At 43.9% G+C, this 19537-nt stretch carries 18 protein-coding genes, 1 riboswitch and 1 other annotated feature; of the genes, 13 read left to right on the forward strand and 5 right to left on the reverse strand.

From position 1 onward, the window contains the following. Positions 1–15: 15 nt before the first annotated feature. Positions 16–648: a deoxynucleoside kinase gene (locus ACSYSR_RS06005; RefSeq protein WP_252773741.1), complete on the forward strand. Its 633-nt coding sequence runs from the start codon at positions 16–18 to the stop codon at positions 646–648. A 50-nt stretch (positions 649–698) separates the two neighbouring features. Here the strand turns inward: ACSYSR_RS06005 and mscL are convergent, their stop codons facing one another. The 3 genes from mscL to rpmF all read right to left on the reverse strand — a co-directional run bounded on the left by mscL (position 699) and on the right by rpmF (position 3210). Then, positions 699–1151, reverse strand: a complete 453-nt coding sequence (mscL, locus tag ACSYSR_RS06010) for a large conductance mechanosensitive channel protein MscL (RefSeq protein ID WP_252773742.1) — start codon at positions 1149–1151, stop codon at positions 699–701. A gap of 40 nt (positions 1152–1191) precedes the next feature. Next, entirely contained in the window at positions 1192–2904 is a 1713-nt protein-coding gene (locus tag ACSYSR_RS06015; protein WP_489815800.1) for an Rqc2 family fibronectin-binding protein, read from the reverse strand. Positions 2905–3036: 132 nt separating this feature from the next. Further along, complete coding sequence (gene rpmF / locus ACSYSR_RS06020) at positions 3037–3210, reverse strand: 50S ribosomal protein L32 (RefSeq protein WP_047974236.1); 174 nt, start codon at positions 3208–3210, stop codon at positions 3037–3039. Between the two features lie 224 nt (positions 3211–3434). On the opposite strand from rpmF, the gene ACSYSR_RS06025 reads away from it, so the two are divergent. The 7 genes from ACSYSR_RS06025 to tuf all read left to right on the forward strand — a co-directional run bounded on the left by ACSYSR_RS06025 (position 3435) and on the right by tuf (position 10149). Then, on the forward strand, positions 3435–4085 hold the full coding sequence (locus ACSYSR_RS06025) for a DUF1361 domain-containing protein (protein WP_252773744.1): 651 nt from the start codon (positions 3435–3437) through the stop codon (positions 4083–4085). A 61-nt stretch (positions 4086–4146) separates the two neighbouring features. Then, positions 4147–4271 (forward strand) — a sequence feature (ribosomal protein L20 leader region). 99 nt (positions 4272–4370) lie between these two features. Next, positions 4371–4823, forward strand: coding sequence for a translation initiation factor IF-3 (infC, locus tag ACSYSR_RS06030; protein WP_369795887.1), 453 nt, complete (start codon positions 4371–4373; stop codon positions 4821–4823). A 58-nt stretch (positions 4824–4881) separates the two neighbouring features. Next, positions 4882–5079, forward strand: a complete 198-nt coding sequence (gene rpmI / locus ACSYSR_RS06035; RefSeq protein WP_047974238.1) for a 50S ribosomal protein L35 — start codon at positions 4882–4884, stop codon at positions 5077–5079. 43 nt (positions 5080–5122) lie between these two features. Continuing rightward, on the forward strand, positions 5123–5542 hold the full coding sequence (gene rplT / locus ACSYSR_RS06040) for a 50S ribosomal protein L20 (protein ID WP_252773746.1): 420 nt from the start codon (positions 5123–5125) through the stop codon (positions 5540–5542). A 277-nt stretch (positions 5543–5819) separates the two neighbouring features. Then, complete coding sequence (locus ACSYSR_RS06045; RefSeq protein ID WP_489815799.1) at positions 5820–7715, forward strand: ribonuclease J; 1896 nt, start codon at positions 5820–5822, stop codon at positions 7713–7715. Between the two features lie 161 nt (positions 7716–7876). Continuing rightward, complete coding sequence (locus ACSYSR_RS06050; protein WP_489815798.1) at positions 7877–8788, forward strand: type I restriction endonuclease subunit R; 912 nt, start codon at positions 7877–7879, stop codon at positions 8786–8788. Between the two features lie 173 nt (positions 8789–8961). Beyond that, positions 8962–10149, forward strand: coding sequence for an elongation factor Tu (tuf, locus tag ACSYSR_RS06055; RefSeq protein WP_059393490.1), 1188 nt, complete (start codon positions 8962–8964; stop codon positions 10147–10149). A 123-nt stretch (positions 10150–10272) separates the two neighbouring features. Here the strand turns inward: tuf and ACSYSR_RS06060 are convergent, their stop codons facing one another. Continuing rightward, on the reverse strand, positions 10273–10404 hold the full coding sequence (locus tag ACSYSR_RS06060; RefSeq protein ID WP_256470326.1) for a hypothetical protein: 132 nt from the start codon (positions 10402–10404) through the stop codon (positions 10273–10275). Positions 10405–10467: 63 nt separating this feature from the next. After that, the gene (locus ACSYSR_RS06065; protein ID WP_489815797.1) at positions 10468–10992 is read right to left on the reverse strand and encodes a hypothetical protein; all 525 of its coding nucleotides are present in this window, start codon (positions 10990–10992) and stop codon (positions 10468–10470) included. A gap of 317 nt (positions 10993–11309) precedes the next feature. On the opposite strand from ACSYSR_RS06065, the gene leuS reads away from it, so the two are divergent. From leuS to ACSYSR_RS06090, 5 genes are all read left to right on the forward strand, one after another. After that, positions 11310–13742 (forward strand): leucine--tRNA ligase, encoded by a 2433-nt coding sequence (leuS, locus tag ACSYSR_RS06070; protein ID WP_489815796.1) that lies wholly within the window; start codon positions 11310–11312, stop codon positions 13740–13742. A gap of 114 nt (positions 13743–13856) precedes the next feature. After that, a complete protein-coding gene (locus ACSYSR_RS06075) occupies positions 13857–16013 on the forward strand; it encodes a putative polysaccharide biosynthesis protein (RefSeq protein ID WP_489815795.1) in 2157 nt (718 codons plus the stop codon). A gap of 178 nt (positions 16014–16191) precedes the next feature. Further along, a complete protein-coding gene (locus ACSYSR_RS06080) occupies positions 16192–17166 on the forward strand; it encodes a YitT family protein (protein ID WP_252773752.1) in 975 nt (324 codons plus the stop codon). A gap of 76 nt (positions 17167–17242) precedes the next feature. Next, a riboswitch (purine riboswitch) is annotated at positions 17243–17339 on the forward strand. An 88-nt stretch (positions 17340–17427) separates the two neighbouring features. After that, positions 17428–18540: an IMP dehydrogenase gene (gene guaB, locus ACSYSR_RS06085; RefSeq protein ID WP_489815794.1), complete on the forward strand. Its 1113-nt coding sequence runs from the start codon at positions 17428–17430 to the stop codon at positions 18538–18540. A 35-nt stretch (positions 18541–18575) separates the two neighbouring features. Further along, the gene (locus ACSYSR_RS06090; RefSeq protein WP_489815793.1) at positions 18576–19535 is read left to right on the forward strand and encodes an IMP dehydrogenase; all 960 of its coding nucleotides are present in this window, start codon (positions 18576–18578) and stop codon (positions 19533–19535) included. Positions 19536–19537: the final 2 nt, after the last annotated feature.

Here is a 19537-nt window from a genome sequence, read left to right on the forward strand (position 1 = left end):
AACAGAGGAGCATGTATGGTGATTATTACAGCAGGAATGATTGGTGTTGGGAAAACAACGTTGACTGGTTTGATTGCAGACCATTTTGAAACGCAGGCCTTTTTTGAACCAGTAGGGGATAATCCGGTTTTGCCACTGTATTACAAGGATCCAAAGCAGTATGGTTTTTTGCTCCAAATTTTTTTCTTAAACCGTCGTTTTGAGATGATTAAAAAGGCGTTGGCTGATGATAACAATGTTTTGGATCGGTCAATTTATGAAGATGAACTCTTTACAGAGGAAAACCATAAGGACGGCAATATTTCTGATATGGAAATGGACGTTTATCATAATTTATTGACGCGCATGATGGACGAACTGCATGCTTTGCCGAAGAAGGCGCCCGATTTGATGGTTTATGCTGATGCCGATTTTGAGACAATTTTGGCTCGAATTAAGAAGCGTGGCCGGGATTACGAACAGTTTGATGGTAATGATGAATTGAAGGCCTACTACCGCAAGATGTGGGAAGCTTATCAGGGGTGGTTTGACTCTTATGACCAATCACCAAAGATTAAGGTTAACTTGCAGCAGTATGATTTGGAAGATCCAAAAAATCAAGAAATTGTCCTGGGTCAGATTGATGATGCTTTGAAGGCAATCCGTTAATTACCCGGATAAAAAAGCCTGTCTTTTAAAGACAGGCTTTTTTATCTACTTTATTGATTGCTAGCAGATTGGGATTGTGAGTCAGTTCCATCTGTTGCTGTAGTTTGGGCGTTGGTTGTTTGCTGTTGATCAGCTAAAATCTTTTTGATGTCTTGAAGTACAAGCAATTCATCGCTTGGAGCGGGTGCGGGTTTTTGCTTTGGCTTAATAATGTACTTGCTGATGATCTTAATCAGAAGAAAAACAACAAAGGCTGTAATCAAGAAATTGATAACATCATTCAAAAAGGCGCCATATTTGAATGTCAGGTGCTTGTAGGGAACCCACTTTAAACTGTTTAAGTCGTTTCCCCCACCAGTGAAAAAGCCAACCAAGGGGTTAATCAGGTTTGTTGTCAATGATTTGACTAAACCAGAGAAAGCACCACCAATGATTACCCCAATTGCTAGGTCAATCATATTACCACGATTAATGAAGGCCTTGAATTCTTTGATGAAATGCATATTACTTACTCCTTACATGATTCAGAATAAGTCTATTTTATCACGAATGTTTCAATTTTTGCACTAAAAGTGGGTCAGGTGTGACGTAAGTAGTCGATTGGCCTTCAAAAATAACGTAACCGGGTTTGGCGCCGTTTGGCTTCCGCAATTTTCCTGCTGGTAAGTAATCAACGGGCACATTGGCTGAATCGCGGGCCTTTGAGAAATAAGCAGCTAATTTAGCAGCTTCTTCGATGGTTTCTTGTGATGGATTGTCAGAATGGATAATGACATGAGAACCAGGTAACTTCTGTACGTGCAGCCAGATGTTCTGGCGGTTAGCCTTTTTTAGGGACAATTTGTCATTTTGGAGATTGTTTTTGCCAATCTCAATCAGCGTGCCATCACTAGCCGTAAATTGGTCGGGAGCAGATAAAACATGTTTTGGTTTTTTCGTCTGTTTTCCCTTGGTCTTGATCTTGACTTTTTCGCGTAGGTAGCCCTGTTCAATCAATTCAACCTTGATGTCAGCAACGTCTTTGGGCGAAGCCACTGCCAATTGGCTAGCGATTTGATTAAAGTAGTCAATTTCTGCTGCAGTAGTTTTCAGCTGCTCTAAGACATAGTCCTTGGCTGAGCGGAGCTTACGGTACTTACGGAAATAACGGTTGGCATTTTGTAAACCGTCAAAGCGGGGGTCGAGGTCAATAGTCAGCAACTGGTTATTGTCATAGTAATTTTCGATTTCAACCGAATGCATGCCTTTATGAACGAGGTGCGGATAAGTAATCAGCAAGTCGCCCTTGACCTTAAAGCTTTCAGCATTTTTTGAATCTGTCAGGGTCTGTTGGAGCTTTTTTTCCTTGGTTTGATTTTTTTTCAATTCGTTTTTAACCAGGCGAACTAAGGTCCCGGCCTGCTGGTTAACGCGGTCGGCTTCCGCCTGACCCTGGAAGTAGGCATCCAATAAATTACCGAGTGTATCATAAGGCTGGCCTGCTTGTTCAGAATCCCAATCAAAAGCGGCAAAGGTATACTTGTTGTCTACTTGATAAAGGGTCGGCTGTGGTGAGTCGAAATGAACCAACCAGTCCTGAGCTGTTTGCATGGTATTTGCCCCAGTTTCCAAATGCTTGGCCAAATTCTTGGCTGAAAGAGTGGCAAATCCCTGGTAGGTTTGCTGAATGGCTTTTGGCCAGTCAACCTTGTCCATGTCTAGTAAAATTTTAGCCAAAGCCGTCAAATCTTGGCCAAATGGATTGGTCATATTTTGGGCAGGGGGCAGGGTATAGGTCGCACCGGGAATCAATGACCGGACACGGTTTTGGTCAGCTGGGACGTGTTTGATTAGTTCCAAAATGCGCTGATCTTTTTCTCGAACTAAAAAGAGGTTTGAATGCCGACCCATCATTTCAAGCGTTAAAATCAGTGTTTGATCATCGCCCAGTTCATCGTGTGTACTAATCGAGAAGTGAAGAATTCGGTCATTTTCTACCTGTGCAACCGAACTTAACCGGGCTCCTTCTAAGTTACGACGCAAGAACATCGCAAAATTGGGCGGCGTAGCCGGATTCTGATAGGGAATTCGAGTCACTTGGGCTCTGGCATAGGCTGGGTTAGCCGAAAGCAAGACCGGATAGTTCTGACCATTATTGCGAACGACCATTATGATCTCGTTCGGGTAAGGCTGGTGAATTTTCGTAATACGGCCACCAGCGAGTTGTTCATTTAATTCTTTGGCCAACGAATGGACAAAGAGGCCATCAAGGGGCATTGTCTTTCCTCCTTCAAAGGGGTATCAGTTCTATTATAACGAAATCAGCATCGAAAAAGTGATGAAAGCAAGGAATTGGGCACTGATTTGGTCACAAAAAAACCTCACTACACAGAGTGAGGTTTTTAAAACTTACTTATTTTCGGTCACTTGCTTACCGTTGTACATCCCTGATGGAGAGACGCGATGAGCAACGCGGTATTCACCAGTAGTCTTGTCCAAAACAATGTTTGGCACATTCAAACCGATGTGTCCGCGGCGGTTACGCTTGTGAGACTTAGAATTTTTGTTTGATGGGGTAGCCATGCTGGCACCTCCTTTCGGTTCAATTTATCAACCTGTTAAGTTTATCTAATTTATAAGGGAATGTCAACTGGTGGAATCTTTTTTCCTTGTAAAATCTTTGAAATAATCGGCTAAAAAGGCTTAACGAACGGCCTTAGTTCTGTTAAAATAGATGATATTAAATTATCTCTTCTCTTGGCGTTTAAAGGGGGAGTCAAACGAATGTAATGGGGTACAAAAACGCGATGACGAAACGAAATGTAATGAATATGCTAGTTGTTCACCTGGTCGTCTTGGCCTTTATTTTGTTCGTTTTAGTGACGCCAACCCATTTTGACTTCTTAATGTGGAACGTCTTTTTGGCTTTGTTGCCATTGGACTTCGCCTTGTTGGTGCTCATTTTTAAATCGAAGCTGCTACAAGCATTTTTTTCCTTTCTCTGGTTGTTGTTTTTCCCAAATACCATGTATATGATCACGGATTTTATTCATTTGCAATATATTAGCGATTCATTGGACGTTCGTTATCAGTATTTTAATTATTCAGTTTTATCAGCTGGGATTTTTATTGGTGTTTATCTAGGCATTCTTTCATTGGAATTACTAATTCAAAAGTTCTTTATTAAAAGAAGCGGGTTAACCGTCTTGGTGCTTTTGGCCATTGTTTCACTGGTGTCGTCCATTGGTATTTATCTGGGACGGTTCTTGCGGCTAAATTCTTGGGATGTCTTTACAAACTTTAAGTTTGTACTGGCCAATACACAGGATGCCGTTTCGGCCCACATGGTTGCCTTTGTCCTGCTTTTTGCGGCTGCTCAGTTTGCGATTTTAGTTGTTTATCACTTTGGTGATCGCTTATTGGCTAATTTGGCTGTTGAAGGTAGCCAGCACGATTGAGCTTGAATAAAAATTAGAAAAGTCTTGACTTAAAGATGAAAAGTGCGTATAGTATTGATTGTTGAACAAGTAGGAGCACCCGCTTCTCGCCTCGTGACGATTGCTGTTGCTAGGCAGATACACGTTGTACTTTTTGTACAGTCAGGTAAAGTGGGTGAACTTCGGTTTGCCCATTTTTTTCTTCGTTGTTCACAACAAAATTTTTGGAGGTACCTAGCCATAGCACGTCAACCACGACAAGTTGATTTAGTCAACGATAATATCCGAGCAAGTCGGGTTCTATTAATTCATGACGGTAAGCAAGAGGAAATGTCAACGCGTGATGCACAAAACATTGCCGATGACTTGGGACAAGATTTGGTGCTTGTCCAGGCCAATGCTGTACCACCTGTTGCCAAAATCATGGATTGGGGAAAGGCCAAGTTCGAAGCGCAAAAGCGTCAAAAAGAACAACGCAAGAACCAAAAGGTTGTCCAGGTGAAGGAAGTCCGGATGTCACCAGTGATTGATTCTGGTGATTTCGAAACGCGGAAGAAAGCTGCCATTAAGTTCCTTGAAAAGGGAAACAAGGTGAAGTTGAACTTGCGTTTCCGTGGCCGGATGATTACTCACCAAGATATTGGACGCGAAGTCTTAGAACGAATGGCCAACGAATTGGACGATATTGCCAAGGTTGAACAACGTGCTAAGATGGATGGTCGCCAGATGTTTTTGGTCTTAGCTCCTAAAAAGGGTTAAGCACGATTCATTTTGACGGTCGCTAGATACTTGAAAAACGATAGGAGAATATGGACTCATGCCCAAGATGAAGACTCACCGCGCTTCAGCAAAGCGTTTCAAGAAGACAGCTAAGGGTGGCTTTAAGTCAGCCTCAGCTTACACATCACACCGTTTCCACGGTAAGACAAAGAAGCAACGTCGTCAATTACGTGGTACTCGGATGATGAATAAGACAACCATCAAGAAGTACGCCAAGTTGTTGTCTACCCTCTAATTTAAAGGGTCGTTTAATTAATACTATTTAGGAGGAATTACCCATGCGAGTTAAGGGTGGTACAGTTTCACGCGCACGTCGCAAAAAGTTTATTAAGTTGGCTAAGGGTTACCGTGGCCAACGTCGCATCAATTATAAGGTTGCTAAGCAACAAGTCTACAAGTCATACTTGTACGCTTACCGTGATCGTAAGAACCGCAAGCGCGACTTCCGTAAGTTGTGGATTGCTCGGATTAACGCGGCAGCCCGGATGAATGGTTTGTCATACTCAAAGTTGATGCACGGTTTGAACATGGCTGGTGTCGAATTGAACCGTAAGATGTTGGCTGATTTGGCCGTATCTGACTTTGATACTTTTGCTAAGTTGGCTGACCAAGCAAAGCAGGCCTTGGAACAAGGTTCTGTCTTGGTTCAGGAACGTACAGCAGCAACAACTGAAACAACTGTTAAGGTTGAACGTTAATTTTAATGAACGCCTATCAAATCAGACTTAGAATATTCTAAGTCTGATTTTTATTTTCAGCCCAAGTCGTTTCAGGCTTGGGCTTTTTCTTTTTTTGATGTGCATTTTCTAATTTTTTTGCCAATTTTTGCGTTGAATCGGGTCGCTTTTGCCCAAGCTAGGGGATTTTATGTTAAACTAGATGTAATTGAAATCGAGACAAGAAGAGGCCAATAATCCAAGCTGCCTTTTCAAGATGATTCGCTTTAAAAAAGTAGTAACGACAAAAGGATAGAACATGACAGATTTAAGAATAATTCCCTTTGGGGGAGTGCGTGAAAACGGCAAAAACATGTATGCCGTTTCGGTCAACGATGAAATTTTCATCTTAGATGCCGGACTCAAGTACCCCGAGACGGAACAACTCGGGATTGACGTTGTCATCCCTGATTTTGAGTACCTCGTTAATAACCAAGAAAAAATTGCTGGAATCTTTTTGACACACGGTCATGCAGATTCGATTGGTGCTTTGCCATACTTGTTGCAACAGCTGCAGGTGCCAATTTTTGGTTCTGACTTGACCATTGCTTTGGCGAAATTAGCCATCCAAGCAGAAGCTGATTTAAAGGCTTTTGATGATTTTCACGTGGTTAATGAAAATACTGAAATTGATTTTGGTGCCGTTAAGGTTTCATTCTTCAATACCACGCATACCATTCCCGAAGCTTTAGGAGTCGTTTTGGGAACGGATGAGGGTCAGATTGTTTATACTGGTCATTTTAAGTTTGACCAAACCGCAGAGGATTCTTATCAAACAAATTATGCTCGTTTGGCTGAAATTGGTGCTAAGCCAGTTTTGGCATTGTTAGCTGATGCGGCCGGAACTGAAGATATTGGCAAGCCAATGGTGAGCGAGAAGAAGATTCATCAGTATGTTGAAGACAGCTTTGTGGCTGCCAAAGGCAAGCGAATTATTGTCGCTGTGGTCGCTTCTAATATTCAGCGTGTCCAGCAGGTTATTGACGCTACGGCCAAGACTCATCGTCGCTTGATTTTTTCTGGGCAAGATGTGGAACAAATCGTTCATGCTGCTTTGAATTTGGGAAAGTTGAATTTGCCATTGCCAAAGGAAGAACTTTTTGCTGATTTGAAAGATTTAGAGACATTGCCGGCAGGCCAAATCGTTGTTTTGGAAACCGGTAAAATGGGCGAACCCGTTAAAAATTTGCACAAGATGGCTAAGGGTGAAAATCCTAATATTAGCTTGGGCGCTGCTGATTTAGTCTTTATTGCAACAACACCGTCTTTTGCTGTTGAGTCTTATGTGGCCCAAACACGAAACTTGCTCTTCCAACAAGGAGCCGACGTCAAACAGATTTCAGCTGATTTACGGTCATCTGGTCACGGATCAGCTGAAGACGTGCAGATGATGATTAATTTCATGAAGCCAGAATTTTTCTTCCCTGTTTCCGGTGAATTCCGAGTGATGGTGACGGCAAAAACTGCCGCCGAGGAAGTCGATATTCCAGCAAAAAAAATTATCATGGCTAAGCGTGGTGACCAGTACGTTTATGATGGCCAAACTTTTGAAAAGAAGGGTGGCTTTACGATTGGGGAAACCATGATTGACGGTGATTCTTTGAATGACATCGGTAATGTCGTTCTTCGTGATCGTCGGATTTTATCTGAAGATGGTGTCTTTGTCACAGTCGTAACAATTGATCGCAAGAAGCGCAAGGTTGTTTCAAAGCCAAAGATGACGTCTCGGGGTTTTGTTTATGTTAAGGCAAACCGCGACTTGATGAAGGAGGCTGGTAAGCTGACGATTGATGCCATTGAAGACTATTTGAAGAATGCGAAAGCCTTTGACTGGAATGAACTTAAGAATGGTGTTCGGGAATCATTGTCTCGTTTCTTGTTTAACGAAACTCGTCGCCGGCCAATGGTAATGCCCGTGGTGATGGAAGTTAACCAAAACCGCCGACCACACCATTCAAAGGGGCAAGAAGCTGCTGGTCAAAAGGGCAAGAAGACCAACGGGAATAAAGACCAAAAAAAGGGTCAAAAAAAGTCGGGACAAGGTAACAACCAAAAGAAACAAAATAATCAAGTAAAGCAAAATAAGCCCAAGAATCCGGGAAATAAGGGCAAGGGTCAAAAGAACCAAGCCAAGCAACAAACTGTCAACCAATAATTAAAATTTTAGGTGGTTAAACGGGGTTAATTCCTGACATTGGCATTTGCAGCAATTGGCAGTAATAGTTATCAATCATTTTGAAAAAAGACCCGTCAGGGCCTTTTTTCTTTGTTAGAATAGAGGCGCAAGTTGCCTTATTAGAGTAAAAGGAGTTTCACTTGGAAAAGACATTGATTGAAATCAAAGACCAGGCTGAGGCCGAATTTAACCAGGAACACTACCATCAGGCAGCTGGTCTATTTGTGACAGTTTACCAAGAAGAGCAAACTTTGACCCTCAACCGCCAGTTGGTGCTGGCGCTAAAAGAGGACCAACAATACCAATTAGCCAAAGATTATGCTTCTGATTTTTTGTCCGATTATGCGCAACATGAAAATTTGTTCTTGTTGTACTTTGACCTGCTTTTGCAAATACAAAACTTTGTGTCCGCCCAACAATGGGCTTTGCAGAGTCCAAACCAGGAACTAATCGAAGGTCTGTTGGTACAAATTCGAGACGGTGAAAGGAAGGCCGAAAACCAGCAGGGGCAGACGCTTAAGACGATTGCCCAGCATTTTTACCATCTTAGCGACGAATCGATGGTGGCACAACAGGAACGCTACCAACAAGCCTTACACTTGCCCGTAGCTACCTTTGTCACAGGGGCGAAATTCTTACTAGTTGATCCCTTTGCCAGTCCGCTGATGCGCAGTACGCTTTTGAGTGACCTACAGGAGCTTGGGGAGACTGGGGTTGTGACCTACCAATGGCTTAATCAAGAACGCCATCAAATTGATTTGCAGGCTATCTCGCCCGTGTTCACCAATCAGATCTTTCAAAAACTTGTTGCGGCTTTGGATGACCAAGTTGGTCAAGAAGATCCAATTGCCTACCAGGCTTTGTTTGACCAGCTACGTTTAGAAGCCATGCTATTGTTTCCGCGATTAGAAGAAAGTATCTTGGATGCCATGGCCTGGGTGGATGCTGACTTGTCAGCCTTTTACCAAGAGCAGGCACCAGAAGAAGAGACTAAACAAAAACAGGTACACGACTTGGTTTTGCAGGCATTGGCTGAGCTGGCAGGGCAGTAGACTCCTTAGCAAATGGGTGTTTACAAAAATTCGAGAACTTAGTATAATAAGTGTCGGCTTAAGTGCCAGAAAAACGCAGTTTAATGGTTGCCTTTATGGCCCAGGCGTTGTAAAATATAAACATACGATTTTCTCGGGACAAAAACTGAGAGATAAAATTGGAGGAAACTACATTGGCTAAGGAAACTTACGTTCGCAATAAGCCCCACGTTAACATTGGTACGATCGGACACGTCGATCACGGAAAGACTACTTTGACTGCTGCTATCTCAAAGGTATTGGCAGAAAAAGATGGTGGAACTGCTACTGATTTCGCTGAAATCGATAACGCTCCTGAAGAAAAGGAACGTGGTATCACGATCAACACGTCTCACATCGAATATGAGACTGATGCTCGTCACTATGCCCACATCGATGCCCCTGGTCACGCGGATTACGTTAAGAACATGATCACTGGTGCTGCTCAAATGGATGGTGCCATCTTGGTTGTTGCCGCAACTGATGGTCCTATGCCACAAACTCGTGAGCACATCTTGTTGGCTCGCCAGGTTGGTGTTGAACATTTGGTTGTCTTCTTGAACAAGACTGACTTGGTTGACGATGAAGAATTGATCGACTTGGTTGAAATGGAAGTTCGTGAATTGCTTTCAGAATATGATTTCCCAGGCGATGACATTCCTGTTATCAAGGGTTCAGCTTTGAAGGCTTTGGAAGGTGATGAAGAACAAGCTAAGGTCATCATGGAATTGATGGACGCTGTTGATTCATACATCCCAACTCCAGCACGTGAAGATGACAAGCCATTCTTGATGCCTGTCGAAGACGTATTTACGATCACTGGTCGTGGTACTGTTGCTTCTGGTCGTGTTGACCGTGGTGTTTTGACTACTGGTACTGAAGTTGAAATCGTTGGTTTGAAGGATGAAATCCAAAAGACTACGGTTACTGGAATCGAAATGTTCCGTAAGACTTTGGAAGAAGCTCAAGCTGGTGACAACATTGGTGCTTTGCTCCGTGGTGTTGACCGTGACCAGATCGAACGTGGTCAAGTTTTGGCTGCTCCTGGTTCAATCAAGACTCACAAGAAGTTCATGGCCGAAGTTTATGTTTTGACTAAGGACGAAGGTGGTCGTCATACACCATTCTTCACTAACTACCGTCCACAATTCTACTTCCACACTACTGATGTTACTGGTGTTGTTGAATTGCCAGCCGGTGTTGAAATGGTTATGCCTGGTGACCAAGTAACGTTCGACGTTGAATTGATTGCACCAGTTGCCATTGAAAAGGGATTGAAGTTTACTGTTCGTGAAGGTGGCCACACTGTTGGTGCCGGAACTGTTACTGAAATCGAAGAATAATAATTTATTATTTCTTCAAAAGCCCACTTTAGTGGGCTTTTTCTTTTGCTTAAAATTGCACGTTCCAAATTAAAACCCGCTACTGTCAGTAATTACTGAACAGCCAGCGGGCTTTTTTAAGTTTTATTTGTCTTTTTTAATACCCAAAGCCTTGTCTCGCGCTTCCTTATCTTGCTGTGTATCAAGAATGGGTAGGTCGATGAGTTCTTCTAAGGGTGTGTTAATGTGCTCTTCTTGGTTGACAATTCGTCCCATGAATTTTGCCTCCGTTTTATTGATTGGCGTTATTATACCATTTTACCAGTTGATATGCTGGGACTAACGGTCTTTGCGTTCAATCAAATAAGTTAAATCAGAATGGGTTTGGTAGCTGGCCTTATCTGTATCATTTGTGATGGAAACATCGAAGTTGGCTGCCTGCTGGTTCCGGGTTAAGTTGACAATCAAGAGGCCATCATCCTTAAGGTGGTCCCAAAGAAGGGTAATTTGTTTGTTGAGTGTTTCTCGGTCCGGAAGGGAAGTGCCGGTGTCGGATCCATAATCAAGGATGGCAAGGTCAAGTTTTGAAATTTTACCAATTTGTGCTTGCAACTTGTCTTGAGTCAAAACGCCGTTGATAACATCAACGCGGTCTTGTAGGCCGGCCATAAAAAGAGATGAAACGATTTGGTTCGCATTTTCTTTCTCTTCGCTAAAGGTCAAGACTTGGCCCTGTGAGCCCACACGGCTTGATAAAAAGCGTGTGTTTAAGCCGATACCAGCAGCACCATCGACAACGAGGTTACCAGGTGCGACTGTTTCTTCAAGTGTACTTTGAATAAAATGTCGATTTGAAATTTGCATCGCGAGCTCCTTTTTCTTTTCTAATCTATAGTATACGAATTTTTACTGATTTATGCTATAATGAAGGTACTTTTCAACAATAGTAGTGATTGCGGAGCGTCAGAAAGTAAGCGGGGCTGAAAGCTTGCCAACCAAAATCATGAACTCGGTTGAAACCCCTACCGGTGAAGTGGAGTAGTCGGTACGTCTTGCTGCGTTAAGGCAACTTCGAGGTTCAAGCAATTGAACAAAACGTAGGTGGTACCGCGATGATAATCGCCCTATGTTAGGCCCAAGTGGCTTAACATAGGGCGTTTTTTAGTAGATGGAGGAATAAAATGGGATACGATCACAAAACAATTGAGAAAAAGTGGCAAAATTTTTGGGATAAGAATCAAACCTTTGCAGCATCAGATAAATCAGATAAGGAAAAGTTTTATGCCTTAGACATGTTTCCCTATCCATCTGGCCAAGGATTACACGTAGGTCATCCAGAAGGATATACAGCCACAGATATCGTATCGCGTTTTAAGCGCGCTCGTGGCTTTAATGTTTTGCATCCAATGGGTTGGGATGCTTTTGGTTTGCCAGCCGAACAGTATGCTTTAAAGACGGGTCACAATCCCGCAACCTTTACGGACCAAAACATTCAAACTTTTAAGAACCAAGTGAAGTCATTGGGCTTTTCTTACGACTGGGACCGTGAAATTAAGACAACGGATCCAAGCTATTACAAGTGGACGCAGTGGATTTTTGAAAAGCTCTATGAAATGGGCTTGGCTTATGAAGATGAAATCATGGTCAACTGGGCTCCTGATTTTCCAGGTGGTGGCCTGGTCGTGGCCAACGAAGAAGTGATTAACGGCAAGACGGAGCGTGGCGGATATCCAGTTTACCGTAAGCCAATGAAGCAATGGGTTTTGAAGATTACGGCCTATGCTGACCGTTTGATTGATGATTTGGATGACTTGGATTGGCCTGAAGCGATTAAGGAGCAACAGCGCCACTGGATTGGTCGCTCAATTGGTGCCGCTATTCGCTTTGCAGTTGATGGGCATGCCGGTCAGCAGATTGAAGTTTTCTCAACTCGTCCAGATACTTTGTTTGGCGCTTCTTACCTGGTTTTGTCACCAGAACATGATTTGGTTGACCAGATTACGACCGCTGATCAAAAGGCAGCCGTGGCGGCTTATCAAGAAGAAATTGCCACTAAGTCTGACTTGGAACGAACTGATTTGAACAAGGATAAGTCAGGGGTTTTCACTGGAGCTTATGCGAAGAACCCGGTTAATGGCGAATTGTTGCCAATCTGGATTGCCGACTATGTCTTAGCTTCTTATGGAACTGGTGCTGTGATGGGCGTGCCAGCGCATGATCAGCGTGATTACGACTTTGCTAAAAAGTTTGACTTGCGCATTCTTCCAGTTATTGAGGGTGGCAATATCGACAAGGAAGCTTATAGTGGCGAAGGCGTACACATTAACTCAGGCTTTGTCGACGGCTTGGGTAAGCAAGAGGCTATCGATAAGATGATTGCTTGGTTAGAAGAAAATGGTGCTGGTGAAAAGAAGGTTAACTACCGCTTGCGTGACTGGATTTTCTCTCGTCAGCGTTACTGGGGTGAACCAATCCCTGTTATCCACTGGGAAGATGGTACACAGACGTTGGTCCCAGAGGATGAATTACCATTGCGTTTGCCAGAAATGACAGAGGAGCAATTGAAGCCTTCTGGTACTGGTGAATCACCATTGGCCAATGCTAAGGACTGGTTGGAAGTGACTCGTGAAGATGGCATGAAGGGTCGCCGTGAGACCAATACCATGCCACAATGGGCTGGATCATCATGGTACTTCTTACGCTATATCGATGCAAAGAATGACCAGGCTTTGGCTGATCCTGAGAAATTAGCTTACTGGAAGAATGTTGACCTGTATGTCGGTGGGGCAGAACACGCTGTTTTGCACCTCTTGTATGCTCGTTTTTGGAACAAGGTCTTGTATGACCTTGGCGTGGTCAAGGAAAAGGAGCCATTCCAAAAATTAGTTAACCAAGGAATGATTTTGGGTGCTAATCACGAAAAGATGTCCAAGTCGAAGGGCAATGTGGTTAACCCTGATGACATCGTCAACGAGTATGGAGCCGATACGCTTCGAATTTATGAAATGTTTATGGGACCTTTGACTCAGAATAAGCCATGGTCTGAAGAAGGGGTGACGGGATCTCGTCGTTGGTTAGACCGTGTTTGGCGCTTGCTCATCAATGAGGATGGTTCTGTAACGGACAAGTTGACGGATAAAACCGATGACACGCTCAAAAAGGAATACAATTTGACGGTCAAGAAGGTGACGGAAGACTTGGAAAACATGCATTTCAATACTGCTATTTCAACGTTGATGGTCTTTGTTAATGATGCCTATAAGGCCGACAAGCTTCCAGCTGCCTACATGGAAGGTTTCGTGCAAATGTTAGCACCATTTGCACCACATTTGGCCGAAGAATTGTGGCAAAAGTTGACGGGTTCAAAGGAATCAATCACTTATGTTGCTTGGCCAACGTATGACGAAAAGGCCTTGGTCGACGATACAAAGGAAATTATTTTCCAAGTGAACGGTAAGGTTCGTTCAAAGCAAGTTTTGTCAGCTGATGCCAGTCAGGACGACTTGATTGCAGCAGCTCAGGCTGATGAAAAAGTTCAAAAAAACTTGGATGGTTTAGAAGTCAAAAAAATTATTGCCATTCCAGGTAAGTTCGTTAATATTGTTGCGAAGTAAGAGCGAACGTGTTATCTTGGTGTTTAGCTGATTTAATTGAAACAATCCAAGAATAGCCCGTTAGGAAGATGGATTTTTCTTCCTAATGGGATACATATTAAAGGTGATACCGGTATGAGCCAGGATTTTTACAACAAACAAGAGGGTGACCAAGAAAAAAAGGATCTGACGCCACTTGATGAAAAACATCTAACGGCTGACGAGTTGCTCGCCAAGTTAGAGCAAAATCTTCGTCCCAAAACCAAGCAAGAAAAAATGGTTGCTTTTTGGCCAAAACGGTCGCAACGACAAAAACAGAATTTGAATCATAGCGGCCCAAAAGATAATCCAAAAAAATTGTCTGAATCCGAGCTTGAAGTCAAACGACCAGCAGTAGCAACAAAAAAATCAGCCTTCTTGAAGCGCCGGTCAACGCAGTCGGCCAACCAAAAAGATAGTGATGAGAACCAGCCAGTTGATGACGTCACAACGGCTTTGGCAGACCAAACAGTGGCTTCGTTGGGACGGTCTGCCAGTGATGAACAGGCGCTGGACCAAAGCCAGGGCGGTGGGAATACTGCCTTGGTCCGGGGGTCCTTTTGGTTATCATTGGGAAACATTGTTTCTCGCCTCTTAGGAGCAGTTTATATCCTGCCGTGGTTGGCCATGCTTGGCAAGGCAGCTAACCAGGGCAATGCGCTCTTTTCGCAAGGGTATAATATCTATGCCATCTTACTTTCAATTGCGACCTTTGGTTTTCCATCAGCCATTTCCAAGGTAATGGCCCAGCTAATTGCTAAAAAAGATCAGGATGGATTGTGGGCCCTTACTAAGCGCTCACTACAAATCGGGGTAGTGCTTGGCATTATCTTTTCGACCTTGCTGTACGTTGCAGCGCCACTCTTATCGAACGGCAATGCTCAGGTTGTGCCAGTTTTGCATTCTTTGACACCGGCTGTCTTGGTCTTTCCAGTGATGTCGATGGTCCGGGGAATTTTCCAGGGCCACCAATTGATGCATATTTCAGCCTTGTCTGATATTTGGGAGCAGGTTGGCCGTGTGATTTACTTGCTGTTAGCTACCTGGATCGTCTTAAGCCATGATAGTAGCAACTGGACCGGGGCCGTTGTTCAATCCACCTTTGCTGCCTTTATCGGAGCACTCTTCTCATTGGCTGTCTTGGGTTATGGTTGGGTGCGCTATGCACGATTGATTCATCCAGTTGCCGGCGTGCCGGATGAACAAGCCGCTTTGGCAAAAATGAGTGCTGCCAACCAGCCAGCAGTTGCTGAAAAGCAAACAGCGACTGACCAACCTTTGCATCGCCATCAGCAACAAGATGAAAGGCAAGACCAAAAGGCTCAGCCAACTGGGCCGAAAGCATTATCGCTGGTCATCAATATTTTGAAAGAATCATGGCCATTTGTTGTCATAGGTTCCTCAACGAATTTGTTCTTGTTCGTTGACCAGTACACGTTCTTTCCATTGATGAAGGCTTTTTTTCATACGAGTCTTAGTCAGTTACAGATTGATTTTGCCTTGTTTTCGGCCAATCCGAATAAATTAGTGATGATTGTCATTTCTTTTGCCACCAGTATTGCGGCCACGGCTTTGCCAATCTTGGCAGCCAAAAAGGCGGCTAAGCAAATGGGCGTCCTAAAGGAACAGCTAATTGCTGTCTTGCGGTTGACCTCCTTAGTCTTAGTGCCATCTGCTCTTGGTATGTATGCCGTTTCGGATCCTTTATACCGATTCTTTTACCCAATTGATCAAACGGTCCAAGCCGGGGTTTACTTGCTCCAGTTCTCAGCTGTTTTGACGATTATTATGTCCTTCTTTATGCTGTTGGCCTTTGTTTTGCAGGCCTTATCACATGGTAAAGAAGTAATGCGGGCCTTTGGTTATGGCTTGTTCATTAAGGTTGTGATTCAAGCACCGTTGATTTACCTCTTCCAAGGTATGGGAGCTTTGATTGCCACAGCCCTTGGCCTAGGTTGGTCGCTCTACTTGATGATGAAGTACTTAAAGGAACATTACCAAGTTTCGTTGAGAACGATTCAGGATACTTGGGTCAAGACTTATCTATCAGCGGCCGTCATGGCTATCGTTGCCTTTGTGTTAACTTGGCTTTCAAAGACCTTCTTGCTGACAACGGCAACAAAGGTCGGTGCTGGTTTAGCAACTGCTTTAGGGGTTGTCGGTGGACTGGCCGTTTTGCTGGTTTTATATCGCCGTTTTGGCCTGTTAAATCAGGTGTTAGATCGTGGGCATGAGCCAGACCAAGTTGAATAATTTAATTAATTGTTAGTCAGACCTTTGTCTGGCTTTTTTTATATCAAGAATCAAATCATCATGGTTTTTCTCATCTCTGCTTTTGTTTGGAAAAAGTTGGCTACTAGGCTGAAGATATGGGTCTTCTATGATATTATGAGAGACAGTGATAAATTCTTTTTTGAAAGAGAGGCTCGCCATGCAAGCTTTAACAAAATCTTGGCGTAAGGCCGCACTGACAAGTGCTGTTTTCGTAATCTCCGTTGGACTACAGGTTTTTGGATTGAATTATTTCTTAATCCCCAATAGCATTTTTTCTGTTGGAATTAATGGAATTTCGCAATTGCTGTCCCTGTTGGTCTTTGATGCTTGGCATTTACGGATTCCAACTGGATTGTTCTTTTTGATTTTCAATATTCCAATTGGTGTGATGGGCTGGAAATTAATTGGTGGTAAATTTACCATCCTCTCCTTTATTAACGCGATGGTGGTGGCTTTGGCTCTGATTTTCGTGCCAGTCCATCCTTTTACGACTCAACCGCTCTTGGCCTCACTCTTTGGGGGCCTCTTAGTTGGTGCTTCGGTTGGAGTTGCTTTGCGGTATGGTTTTTCAACTGGGGGCTTTGACATTATTTCGATGGTTGTGCAAAAGCGAACTGGAAAATCAATTGGCGCCTTTAACAACGCAGTTAACTTTGTGATTGTCTTGATTGCTGGTTCCTTTATTGGTTGGCAAAATGCTCTGTACACGTTGATTGGCATTTATGCCACTGGACGAGTAATCGATGCCATTTATACCGGTTACCAAAAACTCACAGCTTTAATTGTCACAAGTCGGGGACCGGAAGTCATCGACGCTTTGCACCGTGATTTGATTCGTGGCATTACTATTTTGCCTTCAGAAGGTGCTTATACGAAGCGGGAGTCAACGACATTAATGATGGTGCTATCTCGTTTTGAACTCTTTGAAATGCAGGAAACTGTTCGCCAGGTCGACCCAAAGGCCTTTATTAATTTCTTGTCAACGGTTTCCGTTGCGGGTGAGTTTTGGGATGCCGACCGGCAATTACAAATGAAAAAATCAATGGGACCAAAGGCGGTGACAATTGATGCTCAATTGGAGGCTGAACAACAGTTGGCCGATCAGTTGGATCAACTAAAAGATGAGGATTAAATTCTCATCTTTTTATAATTTAATGTTCGGGAATTTTTATTGCTAAATGAGAAAAAACCGAGTACAATTATCAATAATAATTTAAGAGAAATTTACAGATATATCGCTGGAAAATGGCCAGCAGTCTCTACCGCGCCCCAAAAGTCGTGACTATCCGTGAATGCCAATCAAGGTTTTTTGAGGGAGCATTTTGCGGAGCTGTGGTAGCTGCAAAGTGCTCTTTTTTTGGTCGATCTTGTAAGCAGGATGGTGAGGAGAATCATGGCAGAATTTAAGATTAAAAATAAGTTCGTCCCAATGGGTTTGACCTTTGAAGATATGAAAATGGTCGCCAAAAAGCAAGACGAAATTTCAGTTGATGCCGTTTCTTTGGAAACGGAATTGACGCCTACACTCAAGCTGAAAATTCCTTTGCTATCAGCCGCAATGGATACTGTCACAGAAGCTAATTTTGCCATTACCCTGGCACAGTTTGGTGGCTTAGGTGTTGTTCATAAGAATATGACAATCACTGATCAAGCCGGGGAAATCAAGAAGGTGAAGGAACACCAAGTTGATTTGAATCAATTCCCCAATGCAGCTTTGGATGCCGAGGGTCGCTTGCTTGTTGCCGGTGCCGTTGGGGTAACCAATGACACGGTGGACCGTGCTGGTGCAATGGTCGCTGCGGGTGCTGATGCCATTATTTTGGATTCTGCTCACGGTCAATCAGAAGGGGTTTTGCGTAAGGTTCGCGAAGTTAAGAATGCTTTCCCTGACGTCAACATCATTGCTGGCAACATTGCCACTGAAGGCGCTGCTTCTGATTTGTATGATGCGGGTGCTGATGTCGTCAAGGTTGGAATTGGACCTGGATCGATCTGTACAACACGTGTTGTTGCCGGAATCGGTGTCCCACAGTTGTCTGCCATTCGCGATGCTGCTAAGGAAGCTAAGCGCCGTGGCAAGGCAATCATTGCTGATGGTGGTGCTAAGACGCCCGATGACATCATGAAGGCTATTGCCATGGGGGGGAACGCCGTGATGCTCGGTTCAATGTTCTCAGGCACAAAGGAAACCCCCGGGGCAGTCTTTGAAGACAACGGCCAGAAGTTTAAGTTTTACCGTGGTATGGGATCCATTGCTGCTATGGAAAATGGTTCAAAGGATCGCTACTTCCAGGGCGAAGTTAACGAAGCGAAGAAGATGGTACCAGAAGGAATTGAAGCCCGAGTTGCCTATAAGGGTACTTTGGCTGACATTTTGTTGCCAATCTTGGACCACTTACGCAAGGAAATGGCCGAAATGGGTGTGCACAACGTGCAAGAAGCCATTGACCAGGCCGAAAACGTTGAGAAGACGACCGACGTCTTTGACTACCAGGCTTCTTTGTAATTTTTACGAACACAAACCTTTGATCGGGAGAAATTATGACTGATATGAATACACGACACGGCTTGGGGTACGACGAAACCCTTTTGGTCCCAGCAGCTTCAAACGTTTTGCCACATTTAGTCGACTTGAAGACGCATTTGGGCGTATTGGCGTTGAATAACCCATTGGCAGCTGCAGCAATTAATCCAGCTGCTAATCAACAAGAAGTCGTTTTGGCTGTGGCTCAATCTGGTGGATTGGGCTTGGTTGCTGCTAGTGAAGCTGTTGCAGATCAAGTGGCAGCTGTTGAAGCTGTGCGTGCCGCAACTGTTGATTTGGATCAGCACCCACGGACTTTGGCAACTGAAGATGGTCACGTGGCCGTTGGTGCTGAAATTTGGTTGGCCGCTGATGTGAAGGAGCGCGCATTGGCACTTGCTGGTGCTGGCGCTTCTGCTTTGTTCCTATATTTAAATGATGATTTGACGGCTGATATTGCCGCTGAAATTAAGGACTTGAAGGCGGCCTTGAGCCACGTTATTTTGGCCGTTGGCACCATTGAAGATCCTGCAGTTGCTAAGGAACTCTTCGACTTGGGTGTCGATGCCGTGATTGCTGGTCGTTCAGTTCATTCTGACTGGCCTGATGACATTCACTACCCATTCTTGACGACTGTGATGGGCATTGCTGAAGTGGCAGACTCAATGGATAAGACGGTTATCGCTCAGGGCGGTATCCATTATTCAGGTGATGTTGTTAAGGCCTTGGCCGGTGGCGCTGATTTGGTCATGGTCTCTGATTACCTTGCCAAAGAAGACGTCGCCGAAGACGCTGTTTTCCAAATTGATGGTGGTTTACGGGCCGGAATGGGGTATACTGGTTCACATACGGTTGCTGATTTAAAAGAGTCCGCACAATTCGTTCAAATCACAGATAACGGCTTGAAGGAATCACATCCCCATGATGTGGAAATCACTAAAAAAGCGCCAAATTACGTTGAACAGGAAAGAGACTAAGC

The organism is Fructobacillus sp. ESL1096 (assembly GCF_058511985.1).

Bases quoted from the DNA above. Each gene is read 5' to 3' on its own strand.
- mscL (WP_252773742.1), bottom strand. From the start codon at position 1,151: ATGCATTTCATCAAAGAATTCAAGGCCTTCATTAATCGTGGTAATATG.
- ACSYSR_RS06015 (WP_489815800.1), bottom strand. From the start codon at position 2,904: ATGCCCCTTGATGGCCTCTTTGTCCATTCGTTGGCCAAAGAATTAAAT.
- leuS (WP_489815796.1), top strand. From the start codon at position 11,310: ATGGGATACGATCACAAAACAATTGAGAAAAAGTGGCAAAATTTTTGG.
- ACSYSR_RS06090 (WP_489815793.1), top strand. From the start codon at position 18,576: ATGACTGATATGAATACACGACACGGCTTGGGGTACGACGAAACCCTT.
- rpmF (WP_047974236.1), bottom strand. From the start codon at position 3,210: ATGGCTACCCCATCAAACAAAAATTCTAAGTCTCACAAGCGTAACCGC.
- ACSYSR_RS06045 (WP_489815799.1), top strand. From the start codon at position 5,820: ATGACAGATTTAAGAATAATTCCCTTTGGGGGAGTGCGTGAAAACGGC.
- guaB (WP_489815794.1), top strand. From the start codon at position 17,428: ATGGCAGAATTTAAGATTAAAAATAAGTTCGTCCCAATGGGTTTGACC.
- rpmI (WP_047974238.1), top strand. From the start codon at position 4,882: ATGCCCAAGATGAAGACTCACCGCGCTTCAGCAAAGCGTTTCAAGAAG.
- ACSYSR_RS06025 (WP_252773744.1), top strand. From the start codon at position 3,435: ATGACGAAACGAAATGTAATGAATATGCTAGTTGTTCACCTGGTCGTC.
- ACSYSR_RS06075 (WP_489815795.1), top strand. From the start codon at position 13,857: ATGAGCCAGGATTTTTACAACAAACAAGAGGGTGACCAAGAAAAAAAG.
- ACSYSR_RS06065 (WP_489815797.1), bottom strand. From the start codon at position 10,992: ATGCAAATTTCAAATCGACATTTTATTCAAAGTACACTTGAAGAAACA.
- ACSYSR_RS06005 (WP_252773741.1), top strand. From the start codon at position 16: ATGGTGATTATTACAGCAGGAATGATTGGTGTTGGGAAAACAACGTTG.
- ACSYSR_RS06060 (WP_256470326.1), bottom strand. From the start codon at position 10,404: ATGGGACGAATTGTCAACCAAGAAGAGCACATTAACACACCCTTAGAA.
- ACSYSR_RS06080 (WP_252773752.1), top strand. From the start codon at position 16,192: ATGCAAGCTTTAACAAAATCTTGGCGTAAGGCCGCACTGACAAGTGCT.
- rplT (WP_252773746.1), top strand. From the start codon at position 5,123: ATGCGAGTTAAGGGTGGTACAGTTTCACGCGCACGTCGCAAAAAGTTT.